The organism is Natrinema sp. HArc-T2, assembly GCF_041821085.1.
In the GTDB taxonomy this organism is placed as follows: Archaea; Halobacteriota; Halobacteria; order Halobacteriales; family Natrialbaceae; genus Natrinema.
In genome coordinates this window covers 135539-148694 of sequence record NZ_JBGUAZ010000002.1, presented here as the reverse complement: position 1 = coordinate 148694, position 13156 = coordinate 135539, and the positions used below count along the sequence as shown (strand labels likewise).

Genomic DNA, 13156 nt, shown 5'->3' with positions numbered 1-13156 from the left:
TCGCAGTTCCGCCGGAACTGCTCACCATCGGCGCTCGCATGACTGTACTTGCCGGCTACACTTCAACGTAGCGCTCCAGAGCACATCCCGAAATCGATCGTTCGCCCACTTTTTTGCGGGGAGGGGTGCCTATTAGGCCACGCCGCCCCTAGCCTGTCGCATGATCGACCTTCGCTTTTCGGAGGCGGAACTCGAGCAGCATCGCGACCACATCACGACGTTCATTCGGGAGCAGGTCGACGCCGCGGGAGCCGACGGCGTCGTCCTCGGCTTTTCGGGTGGGATCGACAGTACGCTGACCGGCCATCTCGCCGTCGAGGCACTCGGGGCCGAGCACGTCCACGGGCTCGTCCTCCCGGCGACCGTCAGCAGCGAGGAGCACATGAGCGACGCCGAGTGGGTCGCACAGAGTTTGGAGATTACCTACGACGTGATCGAAATCGAGCCGATCGTCGACTCGTTGCTGTCTGTCTACCCAGAAGCCGAGGGCGACCACGAAGCCGTCGGCAACGCCCGTGCCCGCGTTCGGGCAGTACTCAACTACCTCGTCGCCAACCACGAGAGTCGGCTGGTACTGGGTACTGGCAACCGTAGCGAGGCCGCCGTCGGCTACTTCACCAAATACGGCGATGGCGCAGTCGACTGTCACCCGATCGGGAACCTCTACAAGGCACAGGTTCGCCAGCTCGCCCGCCACGTCGGCGTCCCCGAGGAACTGGCCGAAAAGACAGCGACCGCGGAGCTGTGGGCCGACCAGACCGACGAGGACGAACTTGGAATCAGCTACGAAACGCTCGACTCGATTCTGGCGACCCACATCGACGGTCCGCTCTCCGTGGCTGCGACCTGCCGGCTGCTCGAGGTCGACGAGGAGACGGTCAGGCGGGTCCGCGGGATGTACAAAGGTAGTGCACACAAGCGCTCGGTGCCGCCGGCTCCGGAGCCACTCGAGTAACAGCGATCCAGGTTGATCTGTTTCGCTCAGCGAGACGTTCTCCGCTTGTCACCGAGGTCGCTGTGTGAGCGCGTTGTTTGGCTCAAAGGGCTTGTTTACTCGAGGACGGCGTCGATGTCGTCGGCATGAGCGGCGACGAGATCGGCAAAGGCCGCGGCCTCGCGTCGTTCCTGTGTCGCCCGCTCGCTGTCGTCACGGAGCCGCCGTTTCAGGACCGGCAGCGTGTCGGTGGCATTTGCTGCGATCTCTTCGGCCAGTGACTGAGGATCGTCCTCGATACGCGAGATGAGTCCCGTCCGCAGGGCCTCCTCGGCGTCGATCGATCGCCCGGTGAGTGCGAACTCGAGGGCATCGCCCTCGCCCATGACGCGGGGCAGCCGGACAGTGCCGCCCCAGGCACCGAACAGGCCGAAGCTAACGCCTGGCTCGCCGTAGGTCGAGTCGGGTGTCCCGACGCGGACGTCGCAGGCGACCGCGAGCTCGAGCCCGCCGCCTCGGGCAGGGCCGTCGATTCCCGCGACGACGATCGCCGGCGAGTCCTCGATCGTCCGGGCGACGCGCTGGCCCAGTCGCGCGAAGTCAGCCGCGCGGTCGCGATCCCCCTCGAGGGCCGCGACCGCGTTCAGATCCGCCCCTGCACAGAACGCCGGGCCGCGGCCACGGAGATAGATGACCGGCTCGTCGGCGTCGTCGATCGCCGCCTCGAGTGCGGTGAGTCCGTCGACGGTGAGGGCGTTGCGCGCCTCGGGGCGGTCGAGTATGATCGTCCGAATCGATCCGTTCGTGTCAACGTCGATCATAGTTGCAGTCGATCAGGCGTTTCCAAAGGTCTTTGCCTACTCCGTCGTAACCCCCCGCTAATGGAGAAGGCCGACAGCTGTCGGCGTGCCGCCGTCGAGGCCGTCGCGGACGTCGAACCACCACGGTTGTACGAGTATATCGAATCCGTCCTCGACCGGGCATCGATGGTTCCCGCCGCACTGACGCTCGAGAGCGCCGCGGCGATGTCCCCTGAGGACTACGTCTTCGAAGACCAGGATGGCCGACACTGCGCTGGTGAGTCCGAGACCGACCGAGACCGAACCCAGATCTCTGAATACGACTCCGAGCGCATCGTCACCCACGCAGCCGGCGTTCAGCTCATCTACGAGGGGTTACGTCTGACGCGATCGCTCGCCCACGACGAACCCTGGACAGTGGCCGATGACGACGCAGACGAGGGCGATCTGGCGATTCTCGCGGCCGACATCCTCGTCGCGCGTGGGTTCTACCTGTTGGCTCGCACCGACGCCGCCGGCAAAGCCGTCCGGACGGTCCAATCGTTCGGTCGCGACCAGACCCGCCGTGCCGAGCTCGAACCCGAGACAGCGTCCGCCGTCGGACCCGACGGTGCTGATTCCGCTCCCGATTCGCTCGATGCCAACCTCGAGCACGACGTGCTCGAACTGGCCGTCCGTGCCGGAGCCGTTGCCGTCGACGAAACACCCTCTCCACAACTGCTCGCCGTTGCCACGGATCTCGCCGATGCCGCCGGCACCTCGTTTCCGCCGGTTACGGAGTGTCTGACCGACCTCGAAGCGAAAGTTCGCGAGCAGTCGCTCGAGGACTCGACGACCGATCGCGCGACATCGGCGACCGATCCCTGACTGAGACGGGCTCCTGTCCCGATAGTATCGCCGGATGGCCGCATTGTGTGTCAGTATCCTCTGACAGGTTCCCGTATGGCTCGAGATGCCGGGCGGGAGCTACGACAGACCGACGCACAGTCCGTTCGAATCGAAACCCATAAAGACAGCTCCGAACAACAAAGAAGTACGCGCCTGGGTAGCTTAGCGGTAAAGCGCGTCCTTGGTAAGGACGAGAGCCCGGGTTCAAATCCCGGCCTAGGCTTGTTACGGCGCACTCCGCTTCCTCTTTCGCGTCACTTCGTATACGACTCCGCCAAGCAACGGCTGAATTCATATATACGGCTTCAAATCTGATCGGGAGTCGCCTCACAGGCTGCGTACTTCGCTCTTTATAGTAGCCACTGACCGTCACTTCACACCCGATTCCACGACTGTTGTGCGATCGATGTGTCACTCGGTTCAGCTGTTACTATTGCACTGCTGTGGACTGTGGTGATCGCGGTTCCGATCCGATTGGTCGTCGTTCCCCGAACCCTCTTGCATACGCCGTCTCGGAGGCTGTTGGGACTGTATACGATTACGGCGACACCGTCGATCGGTTCCGTGCTGTCTGAATGGGGGACTTTCCGTCGGAAAAGGAAAACGAGCGTTAGCGGTCGGTCAACAGCCGACGGAGGATGTCACCGTAGGCGGGGCGAGTGATCAACACCCCGATGAAGACGCCGAGGATGGTGATGATCGCGAACCCGCGGAGGTCGCCGAGACTCAAGACGGCAAGCGGCGAGAGAGCGACGACGGTCGTCGCCGCGGCGGCGCCGATGACCCAGAAGGCTTTGCGGAACCGTGACTGGAAGACACGTTCCGAGCTGACATCACCTTCGTCCATCACCTCGTCGGCGATGATCACGAGATCGTCGACCCCGGTCCCGACGACGGCAATGAACCCGGCGACGTGGGAGAGATCCAGCGGCATGCGTATCAGCGCGGCGAACCCGAGCAAGACGACGACCTCGGCCAGCGCCGTGACGATCATCGGCACGGCGACGCGAACGTCCGTGTATCGGGCGTAAACGACGCCGCTGACGGTAAGTACCGAGAGGAGTCCGATCAGCAGCGAGTACTCTTTGAACTGGTCTGCGTGGGCCGCTTCGATCGAGTAGATCTGACTCTCCTCGAAGTCGAGTGGCGCGCGCAGGCTGCCGGCTTTCAGATTGACCGAGAGCGACTGGGCGTCCTGCTGGTTCTGGGCACCCATCTGGAAGATGGGGTCGTTGGCCCACTCTTGGCTTCGCATCGTCTCGGCAAGACTTGGTCCCATGCTGTGTGCGGCGACAGCTTCGCCGTCGGTGACGGTCACCAGACAGTACTGTTCGCCCTCGTGGTCGAAGTCGACGGTTCCGTTGGTGGTCTCGAGACTACACCGGCCCATGCCTTCGTTCGGGTCGGTAAAGCCCTGGTCGTTCATCTGCTGTTGGAACCCGGGCGCAGCTTCCTCACTGACCTGGACCGGGACCACGTAGCCCTGACTCGACTGTCCCGGCCGCGACTCGGGCTGCTGGGGTGGGTCGACACTGGCGATGTCGTCGTTGGTCAGCACCGGTTCGTTGGTCTGATTTCCGCTTTCGGTGGGATAGTAGGCGACGACCTCGACGACGCCGCGTTCGGAGAGGATACTGCGAAGTTCGCCCGAGCCCATGTTTGGCACCTCGATGACGATGTAGTGGTCGCCGTTCGGCGTCGTCTGCTCGTAGACCGTTCCCCCGGAGAGCCCCGCAGCGTTGATCTTCGTCTGAATCGTCTCGATGATCTGATCGCGGGTCCGCTGGCTTACGCCGTCGCGGATGTCGTCTTCGGAGACGTCGGCGCCTGCCGATTGCAGTGCCGCGGCGAACTCCGCGTCGCTGACGCTGTCGGTGAACACCTCTGCAACGACGGTCCCGTCGTCTTGCACGTGGACGCTGGCGTTCGACTGCTCGAGGCCGAGTTGCTCCGCGCCGTCTCCGTGAAGCGCTCGCTCGAGTTCGTCGATGCGGTCCTGGTCGACCTGCCCGTCGTCGCTGACCGCGTCGGGTGCGATGTCCTCGGCGGTCATCCCCGTGACGGGTGCCCGCATCCGGGTCCCGCCCTCGAGGCCGAGACCGAACTCGAGGTTCGTGGGACTGTCCTGGAGGCTCTCGTTTCCGGCGACGCTGTTGTCGGCGACGATGCCACCGGGAATGAACAGAGCGACGACGGCAAAGCCGACGAACGCCACGAGCATGAGGATCCGCCAGTTGGCTTTGATGGCTGCGATCGGGTTCATGAGCGGACCCCCTCGAATTTGTACCAGCGAAGTAAGCTCAGGTTCAACATGTAGGTGTTCATCAGGTCGGCTGCGAGGCCGACGAACAGGATGATACCGATCGACGCCAGCAGATCGATACCGAACAGAAACGCCGCAACCCCCATCACGAGCATCGCGACCATCGACGTGACGGTCATCGTGACGCCGGTGCGCATCGCACGATACGTACTCTCGTAGAAGTCACCGCTGCGGCGCAAGACATGGTTGTTCAACAGGATGTCGGAGTCGACGGAATACCCGATCAGCATCAACAAGCCGGCGACCGTCCCCAGCGAGAGTGGAATCCCGGCGAGGCGCATGAACGCAAGCGGGATCATGAGGTCCGAAAACGCCGAGATGACGATCGCGATCGACGGAACGAACGTCCGGAAGAGGAGGAATGCGATGGCGCTCATCCCGACGAAGGCGATGACGAGTCCCATCAGCGCCGTCTGCTGGCTTCCCTGTCCGAAGCTCGCCGACGTCGACGAGATCGACTGGATGACCTCACTGTCGCCGTCCTGTTCGAGGTTCGATTCGGCCTGTTCTCGCAGGGACTGCGAATCACTCGAGGCGAACTGTACGATGTATTGGTTCTCACCACCTGCCCCCGTCACCGATTCGGGCTGTTCGTCGAACGCTGCTGGAACCTCGTCGGCCGACGTCGTCGTCTGGACGGTCAGTTCCGTCCCACCGGCGAAGTCCATCCCCAGCGGCACCGGCGTGCCGTACACGAGAAACGACCCGCTGAGGACGAGCAATGCAACCGCGAGAACCGCGAGCGGAACCGCCGCGAGTTGGCGGTTACTGTACCGGGTAAAGTCTATCTCCGGTACGTTGAAATACGCCATATATCGCTTCTCTTGCAGGCCCCCGAAGTAAGCCTTCTCAATTTCTACTCGCTTTGCTGGCCGGTAAGCAACACCGTGACCCCACAGGCCTCGAGCGCCGACGGTCCCGACACCGTGTGCCGATTAGTCTGGCAGATAGCGCACGCTTAACACGCTATCGGGAGCCGAGCGCCGCACCTCGACGCGAACCGCCTCGAGTCTGGCTGCCCGCGCGACCGTCTCCTCGTCCTCGAGGACGTCCTGGGCCGCCGCCTCGAGGTCGTCTTCGGGAACGCAGAACACGTGTAGTTCACCCGTCCCGGCGCGTTCCTCCCGAATGAGGTCGCCGACCTCGGCGTCGGCTGCCAGCTCCTTTTCGTGCTGGGTCGGCTCGAGATCGCTGTCGACCAACTCGACCGAGCGCCGGTCTGCGACGTCGATCACTTCCCACGAAACCTCCAGCGGCGGTTCCGGTGCGACGGTCGCCTCGAGGACGTCGTGGACCTCGAGGCCGGGATTCGACCCGAGGGGGTGGACCTGTGCGGTCTCGACGTCGCGGACGACCGCCGACTCCGGTTCGGCGTGCGTGACGACGAACGTACCCGTCTTTTCGCTCATGAGCGCTCGTAGGCAGTGGATGGGTTTCGGGGTTTCGGCTTGGGGTCGGTGGGAGACTCGAGTGAGAGTCGCCACCGAAATCCAGATCTATGATATATTGCCTGAGCGTGTCGAACTGCTAGAGAAGTCTCGCGGACGAAATGGGGCGGGTCGAATCGAGAGATCCAGACGGTAAATCGCGGCTCGTGTGTGTATTCTTGGAACGGGGTTTTAGCGGTGTGGGACTGCCGGAGTGAGTTGATACTCAAATATGATTAAAACCACATCTGCGCTATCGGGATAGAATCGTCTCGAAGCGCGATGCCGTCACTCTGACTGGGTTTCGGACGAGTCCGTGTCAAACGCAGGTGGCAATCCCCTGTGTGCAATACCGACTTGGTCTTCGATCTGGAGTTGATATAGTTTGGTAGTTTCCGATGTGCCTGCCCGTTCGAACAAGTCCGGACGCCACTGCATTTCCATCGCATCTTGGACCTGCTCTCGCTCGCTCTCAGGGACATCACTGATCGGACCAGTGAGAAGCACGCTCGTCCACATAAACGGTGTGTCAACATTGTAGACGAGAAATCGAGCAGCATCAGCACGGTCGCTGAGGTCTTCTTTCTGACTTTCAGGCCCTATAACATACAGAAAGTAGATTTGAGATTCTCCGTCATACCAGAAGAATAGCGGACGCATGACGGGGACATTCTCAGTCGGGAGACCAAGCACCCCGACACTCTGACTCGATAGAAAACCGCTGATCTCGTCGTCAGCCATCCGATCCATGCCATAGTCACTGAGTTCGTCTATCGTCATCATGTAACAAGATAATCCGAGTCCACTAAGATGTTCCTGCCGGAAGATCTCCTGCGTCTCAGACCCCTCGCCAAAGTGTGTCTTCGTGGCGCGTCGGCTTTCTACGTACGACTCTCGGTTCACCCATCGTGTACATAAGCGGTTCAAACACTGTTTCCTACGATACCGCTGGCTCAGAATCGTGCCGCTTCGGGATGGGCCCTGCCGGATTCGAACCAACGACCACTCGGTTATGAGCCGAGCGCTCTTACCAGACTGAGCTAAGGGCCCTCCAATCGGGACAAACCGTGCACACTAATTAACGTTTGCTGTCCGGTTCGCTCGCTGCGTCTCGAGCCGCCGGCTACTCCTGATACTCCGTCAGCGTCGGTTCGTCCGTCCCGGCGCGGTGGCGTGTCGCCAGCCCCGCGAGGTGGGGCGCTTCGGGGACGATCAACTCCTCGCAGGCGGTTTCGCAGGCGCTTTTGCTGCCGGGCAGACAGAATACCGGCGTATCGACGGCGATCCCCGCCGTCGCACGGGAGGCCATCGCCCGGGTGCCGACTTCCTCCCACGACAGCGACCGGAACAGTTCGCCAAAGCCCGGCAGCTCGCGCTCGAACAGCGAGGCGGTCGCCTCGGGGGAGACGTCGTCGACGGTGACGCCGGTGCCGCCGGTGGTACAGACCACGTCGATATCCTGCCGTGCGACCAGCCCCCGGACAGTGGTTCGGATCGCCGCGTAGTCGTCCCGAACCAGACGTCGCTCGCGGACCTCGTGGCCCTCAGCTTCGAAACAGTCCTGAATGGTGTCGCCGCCCGGATCGTCGGGATCGGGGTCGTTCGCTCGCGAACTCGAGACGGTCACTATGCCCACGTAGAGCGGGTCGATGGTGTCGTGGCCGTGGTGGTCGGTCCCCCGTCGGTCGTCGCTATCGCTGGTCATATGCCCATGTCAGCACCGAACAACGTTAATCCTGCCCCAACACAGCGTGTGGCCAGTCTCTGGGAACCAGTAGAGACCACTGTCTACCGGAACGTGAAATCGAGAGAAGCGCCGAAGCCAGGACTCGAACCTGGGACAACCTCGTTAACAGCGAGGTGCTCTACCATCTGAGCTACTTCGGCTCACTCATTGGTTGCCGGCTGTATTTAATAGGGCTTTCGTTTTCCCTGCAGCGGGTTCGATACCCTTTCACGCACCGCTCGAGTGTATCCTGCCATGAGCGATGAGGACGCTGACGCTACCGTCGAGGGAGTCGTCGCCGCGGTACGCGACCGCGTCGATCCGGCTGCCGAGGAACGGGCACGGTTGCGCGAGGTCGCCGATCGGCTGATCGAGCGCGCCGAGACTGCGGCCACGGAGCTGTGTGCCGACGCCGACGTCTTGCAGGTCGGCTCGACGGCCAGAAACACCTGGATTAGCGGCGATCGCGATATCGACATCTTCGTTCGCTTCCCACCGGAACTCGACCGCGACACCCTAGAGGAGTACGGCCTCGAGGTCGGCCACGCGACGCTCCCCGACGGCCACGAGGAGTACGCCGAACACCCCTACGTCAAAGGTGAAGTCGAGGGGTTCGATATCGATGTCGTCCCCTGCTTTCGCCTCGAGTCGGCGCCGGAAATCCGGTCGGCGGTCGATCGGACACCATTTCACACGCAGTATCTCGAGCAGCGACTCGACGACGACCTCGCTGGCGACGTCCGGATCACGAAGCAGTTTCTCAAGGGGATCGGCGTCTACGGCAGCGACCTCCGAACCCGGGGCTTTAGCGGCTATCTTACCGAACTGCTCGTCTGTGAGTACGGCGGCTTTCGGTCGCTACTCGAGGCTGCCGCCGACTGGCACCCGCCAGTCGACCTCGATCCCGACTCCCACGGTCGTGCGAGCTTCGACGATCCATTGGTCGTCATCGATCCCACCGATCCCGAGCGAAACGTCGCCGCCGTCTGTGCGACCGAGAACGTCGCGCGGTTCCAACACTACGCCCGTGCGTTCCTCTCGACTCCACAAATAGACTACTTCGAAGCCGAGACGCCGGAGCCACTTACTAACCCAGCACTGTCTGAACACCTCGAGCGCCGCGAGACGACGCCCGTCGCCGTTCGGTTCGACGCGCCAGATCTCGTCGAGGATCAACTCTACCCGCAGCTCTACAAGTCACTCGACGGGATCACGAACGGCCTCGATGACCGTGGATTCGACGTCTTCCGGACGACGACGTTCGCCGACGAGACGGCTGTCGTCTTCGCCGAACTCTCCGTCAGCGAACGGCCTGCTGTCGAGCGCCACGAGGGGCCGCCGATCCACGTCCGCGACCACGCCGCCGGCTTCTACGATGCCTACGTGGACGATCTCGAGGCCTACGGCCCCTTCATCGAGGGCGACCGGTACGTTACCGAGCGCCCGCGCTCGTTCACCACAGCGCGCGAGTTTCTCGAGAGTGATCGGCTCTTCGATGTCGGCCTGGGCGCACACGTCGAGACGGCACTCGAGGACGGATACGAGGTCTTGGTCGATGACGAGATCGCAGCGTTGCTCGACGAGTTCGGCACGGAGCTGGCGGCGTATTACGATCCCAGGCCCTGAGACAGCAGTGAGACGCTGGCCGGTTCAGAGATCGTCAACGTCAACGTCGGCGTCGAGGTCGTGTTCCTCGAGCACGTCGTCGAGAGCGTCTTTCGCTTTTTCGCCGGGGTCGTCGTCGGGTTCGATCGGTTCGCGACCGTCGAACGTCTCGTGGACGAGTGCGACGCTGTCGGCGAGCACGTCGAGCCCGTAGCCGCCCTCGAGAATAAAGGCCAGTGCGGCGTCGAGGTCGTCGGCGAGTGTCCGCATACGGGCGCTCATCAGCGCGTAGGCTTCCGTCGACAGGCGGATCCGTGAGATCGGATCGTGTCGATGAGCGTCGAAACCCGCACTGATGAGGAGCAGGTCCGGATCGAACGCGGTGAACGCGGCGGTGATCGGACCGTCGATAGCGGCCAGATACTCGTGATCGTCAGTGCCGGCTGGCATCGGGATATTCATCGTCGTTCCCTCGCCGTCACCCTCACCGGTTTCATCGACATCACCAGTGCCGGGATAGAGCCCTTGCTCGTGGATCGAGACGAAGAACACATCGCCTCTGTCGTAGAAGATGTCCTGGGTCCCGTTACCGTGGTGGACGTCCCAGTCGAGGATCGCGACGCGGTCGACGTCGTAGTCATCGTGATCGAGGGCGTACTGGGCGGCGACGGCGGCGTTATTGACGAAGCAAAAGCCCATCGCGTCGTCGTACTCCGCGTGGTGGCCCGGTGGTCGACCGATCGAAAACGGCGTCTTGCGACCCGTGGCTCCCTCGAGTGCCGATTCGGCGGCCCAGCAGGCGAGCCCGGCGCTCCGGCTGGCCGCGTCCCAGGTGGCTTCGACGGCGGTGGTATCGGGGTCCCAGTTCCCCCCACCGTTCTCACAGAACTCCCGGACCTCTTCGAGATGCTCGCGGTCGTGGACGGCTGCCATCGTCTCGAGGTCGCAGGGGTCGGCCTCGACGTACTCGACGCCGTGTTTGCGCTTCAGTCGTTCCCGGATCGCTCGTAGCCGGTCCGGCGACTCTGGGTGGCGCGAACCGGGATCGTGTGCGAGGCAGTCCTCGCTGTAGCCGAACTGCATTTGCTCACTCGAACAGCGAAAAGTACGTCTCGATATCGTCGTTGGTGATCGTCCGCCGGTCGGCGTGGCGTGCGAGGATCGCCGCCGCCCGGGCGACATTGTCGGCGTAATCCTCGAGAATGTCGGCCAGCGCGACGCGGGCGTCCATCGAGACGCGATAGCGGTTATTGATCTCCAATCGAGCGATGCGATCGACCGGTGCGACCGGCAACTCGAGCTCGTCTTTGTCGATGACAGTTTCGACCCCGAAATCCTGAGCCATCAGCGTCTTGCGACCGTCCGCCGTCGCCTCCTCGGCGGCGTCGATCGCGAGCTCGCTCCCGTGTTCCTGAATCCGCGTTGCGAGTTCCTTGGACGCGTCGGCGCTCACCCGAAGCTCGCCTGCGTTCCGACGGATGATCGTATCCACCGGGGCGAACGGGAGTTCGACGTTCATATCATTATAGGCGAAGCTAACGCCCTTAACGCTTTTCCTAGTCGGCTGATGAGGTTGCTCGGCGCGTCAGAACACGTCGTTTGCGTCGAGTCGACCGTCACGGACGACGCCCCGAGCAGTTACCTCCTCGCCGAGGCCGACATCGGTATCGGTGGTGACGCTCATCGTCGTCTCACCGTCATCGAGCACCAACGGGTTCCCCGCCTGGACGACGACACCGGTAAACTCGAGTTCTTCCCCGTCCGACGGATCGTCCCCGCCGTCACTTGCAGTAGCGGTCGACTCGGTGTCGTCAGTTGTCGCCGCCTCGCTTGCCCCGTCACCAGCAAAGGCCGACAGGCCGGCGTTTTCGTCGCTTGCGCCGTCGCTATCTGTCGCTCCGCCGCTGGTGGTGGCCGATTCGGACTCTAAGACCGTAATCGTCGACTGCCAGCCCGCGGAAGCCTCGAGGTCGTCCTGCCAGCCGTCCTGGATCTCGACGTCACCCAGCGCGACTTCGTCGCCCGGCCCGACGTCGGTGTCGGCTTTCTCGCCCCACAGCGCGACGCGGATGTCGCCGGTCGCATCTTGGACGCGAATGTTCCGGACCTGCCCCTCGGAGCCGTCGTCGCGATCGAACGTGCGTTTGGGGTCAGCCGAGCGGACGACGCCAGCGATATCGACCGTCTGCCCGATCTCGAGGTCTTCGATCGGCGTGCTCTCGGGGACGTACTCGACGTCTTCGTCGACTTCCTCGACGGCACCGCGGTTGCCGACGTGGAGCTCGAGGCTGCCGTCGCGTTCCTTGACGTAGCCGTCGATGACCTCGACTGTTTCGCCGGCCTCGAGTTCCGTGGCGAGGTCGGCCTGTTCGTCCCAGAGTGTTACGCGCACGCGCCCGGTGGAATCCCCGAGGACGAGGTTCGAGACTTTCCCCTCGGAGCCGTCGTCGCGGTCGAACGTGCGCACGCTGTCGGTGTCCAGAAGCAGGCCGATGAGGGTGACGTCAGAGAGGCCAAGCGAGAGGTCCTCGATCGCGTACGTGTCGGAGACCTGCACGTCGACTTCGGTGTCGTCGTCCGGTTCGACGTCGTCGACGCTGACCTCGACGCCCGAAAAGCCCTCCTTGGGGCGGCCCTTGATCCGCAGGACCTGCCCCTCCTCGAGTTCCTCGATGGCAGCTTCGGCGTGGTCGTCCCAGAAGGCCGCGCGCACCGACCCGGTCTCGTCCGCGACTTCGACGTTGACGACCTGCCCGTCCTCGTCCTCGCTGTCGCGCTCGAAGGTCCGTTTCTCACCGATCGAGATTACCTTGGCGACGAACTTCGCCTCTTCCATGCCGGGTTCGATATCGGCGATGCCGCCGACCTCGCTCTCGCCGACTTCGTGAGCGACGAGCATCGCCGCCGTCTCCTCGTCCGCGAGTCCCCCCATCTGCTCGACTTTCGCCTCGACGGCCTCGCGAAACTCCTCGAGAGAAACGTCGGCCTCGAGGTCCTCATATACACCCTCGATGTCGCTCATTCTATGCTCGTGCATGGGTAGCCCGCGCATAAGCGTTATCCATTCGCTGCTTTCCCGTACGGGAATGTCCGACGAGTACAGTACGCATACTGGCCAGATCGACCCGTTCTGTCGTCGTGAACTCGGCACGGAAACGCCACGACCTGCCGGGGCTCGAGCAGGGAACCATATCCCACCCTGGCTTCCCCTCAGTATATAAATTCCAGGCGAGTTACTGTGACACACCTCACCTCGAGACGTGTCGGCAGACAGCAGGAATCGACAGCCAGCGGCGGCTTCGTTTCGAAAGGGCTTTAATGGTAAGCGGGTTACGTAGAGATGAGTCCTGATAGGGTAGTGGACTATCCTCTTGGCTTGCGGAGCCAGGGACCGGAGTTCAAATCTCCGTCAGGACGCTCACTTATCGCGAGTGCTTCACGTTGTTCAGCACT

At 62.8% G+C, this 13156-nt stretch carries 12 protein-coding genes and 4 tRNA genes; 5 read left to right on the top strand and 11 right to left on the bottom strand.

Annotated features, from left to right (window positions below):
* Positions 1 to 160: 160 nt before the first annotated feature.
* Complete coding sequence (locus tag ACERI1_RS05165; RefSeq protein ID WP_373617009.1) at positions 161 to 955, top strand: NAD+ synthase; 795 nt, start codon at positions 161 to 163, stop codon at positions 953 to 955.
* A gap of 95 nt (positions 956 to 1050) precedes the next feature.
* On the opposite strand, the gene ACERI1_RS05160 is transcribed toward ACERI1_RS05165, so the two are convergent.
* Entirely contained in the window at positions 1051 to 1755 is a 705-nt protein-coding gene (locus tag ACERI1_RS05160; protein ID WP_373617008.1) for an enoyl-CoA hydratase/isomerase family protein, read from the bottom strand.
* Positions 1756 to 1815: 60 nt separating this feature from the next.
* On the opposite strand from ACERI1_RS05160, the gene ACERI1_RS05155 reads away from it, so the two are divergent.
* Both ACERI1_RS05155 and ACERI1_RS05150 read left to right on the top strand, forming a co-directional pair.
* Positions 1816 to 2601, top strand: coding sequence for a hypothetical protein (locus tag ACERI1_RS05155; RefSeq protein ID WP_373617007.1), 786 nt, complete (start codon positions 1816 to 1818; stop codon positions 2599 to 2601).
* A 172-nt stretch (positions 2602 to 2773) separates the two neighbouring features.
* Positions 2774 to 2845: transfer RNA gene (locus ACERI1_RS05150), tRNA-Thr, on the top strand.
* A gap of 387 nt (positions 2846 to 3232) precedes the next feature.
* Here ACERI1_RS05150 and ACERI1_RS05145 read toward each other — a convergent pair.
* The 7 genes from ACERI1_RS05145 to ACERI1_RS05115 form a co-directional block, all read right to left on the bottom strand.
* Positions 3233 to 4885 (bottom strand): preprotein translocase subunit SecD, encoded by a 1653-nt coding sequence (locus ACERI1_RS05145; RefSeq protein ID WP_373617006.1) that lies wholly within the window; start codon positions 4883 to 4885, stop codon positions 3233 to 3235.
* Positions 4882 to 5757 carry a protein translocase subunit SecF gene (secF, locus tag ACERI1_RS05140; protein ID WP_373617005.1) on the bottom strand — a complete coding sequence of 292 codons (876 nt, stop codon included), beginning with the start codon at positions 5755 to 5757 and terminating at the stop codon, positions 4882 to 4884. Before secF ends, ACERI1_RS05145 begins: the two co-directional genes overlap by 4 nt.
* Before the next feature lie 123 nt (positions 5758 to 5880).
* The gene (locus ACERI1_RS05135; RefSeq protein ID WP_373617004.1) at positions 5881 to 6354 is read right to left on the bottom strand and encodes a DUF5812 family protein; all 474 of its coding nucleotides are present in this window, start codon (positions 6352 to 6354) and stop codon (positions 5881 to 5883) included.
* 306 nt (positions 6355 to 6660) lie between these two features.
* Positions 6661 to 7152, bottom strand: coding sequence for a pyridoxamine 5'-phosphate oxidase family protein (locus tag ACERI1_RS05130; RefSeq protein ID WP_373617003.1), 492 nt, complete (start codon positions 7150 to 7152; stop codon positions 6661 to 6663).
* 195 nt (positions 7153 to 7347) lie between these two features.
* Positions 7348 to 7422, bottom strand: a tRNA-Ile gene (locus ACERI1_RS05125).
* Positions 7423 to 7495: 73 nt separating this feature from the next.
* Positions 7496 to 8077: a molybdenum cofactor biosynthesis protein B gene (locus tag ACERI1_RS05120; RefSeq protein ID WP_373617002.1), complete on the bottom strand. Its 582-nt coding sequence runs from the start codon at positions 8075 to 8077 to the stop codon at positions 7496 to 7498.
* A 109-nt stretch (positions 8078 to 8186) separates the two neighbouring features.
* A tRNA-Asn gene (locus ACERI1_RS05115) sits at positions 8187 to 8259 on the bottom strand.
* Positions 8260 to 8353: 94 nt separating this feature from the next.
* Here ACERI1_RS05115 and cca point away from each other — a divergent pair.
* A complete protein-coding gene (gene cca / locus ACERI1_RS05110; protein ID WP_373617001.1) occupies positions 8354 to 9724 on the top strand; it encodes a CCA tRNA nucleotidyltransferase in 1371 nt (456 codons plus the stop codon).
* 24 nt (positions 9725 to 9748) lie between these two features.
* On the opposite strand, the gene ACERI1_RS05105 is transcribed toward cca, so the two are convergent.
* From ACERI1_RS05105 to ACERI1_RS05095, 3 genes are all read right to left on the bottom strand, one after another.
* Positions 9749 to 10786 (bottom strand): histone deacetylase family protein, encoded by a 1038-nt coding sequence (locus tag ACERI1_RS05105; RefSeq protein WP_373617000.1) that lies wholly within the window; start codon positions 10784 to 10786, stop codon positions 9749 to 9751.
* A 4-nt stretch (positions 10787 to 10790) separates the two neighbouring features.
* Complete coding sequence (locus ACERI1_RS05100; RefSeq protein ID WP_373616999.1) at positions 10791 to 11222, bottom strand: histone; 432 nt, start codon at positions 11220 to 11222, stop codon at positions 10791 to 10793.
* A 66-nt stretch (positions 11223 to 11288) separates the two neighbouring features.
* Entirely contained in the window at positions 11289 to 12725 is a 1437-nt protein-coding gene (locus tag ACERI1_RS05095; RefSeq protein WP_373616998.1) for a single-stranded DNA binding protein, read from the bottom strand.
* A 322-nt stretch (positions 12726 to 13047) separates the two neighbouring features.
* On the opposite strand from ACERI1_RS05095, the gene ACERI1_RS05090 reads away from it, so the two are divergent.
* A tRNA-Arg gene (locus tag ACERI1_RS05090) sits at positions 13048 to 13120 on the top strand.
* Positions 13121 to 13156 lie beyond the last annotated feature (36 nt).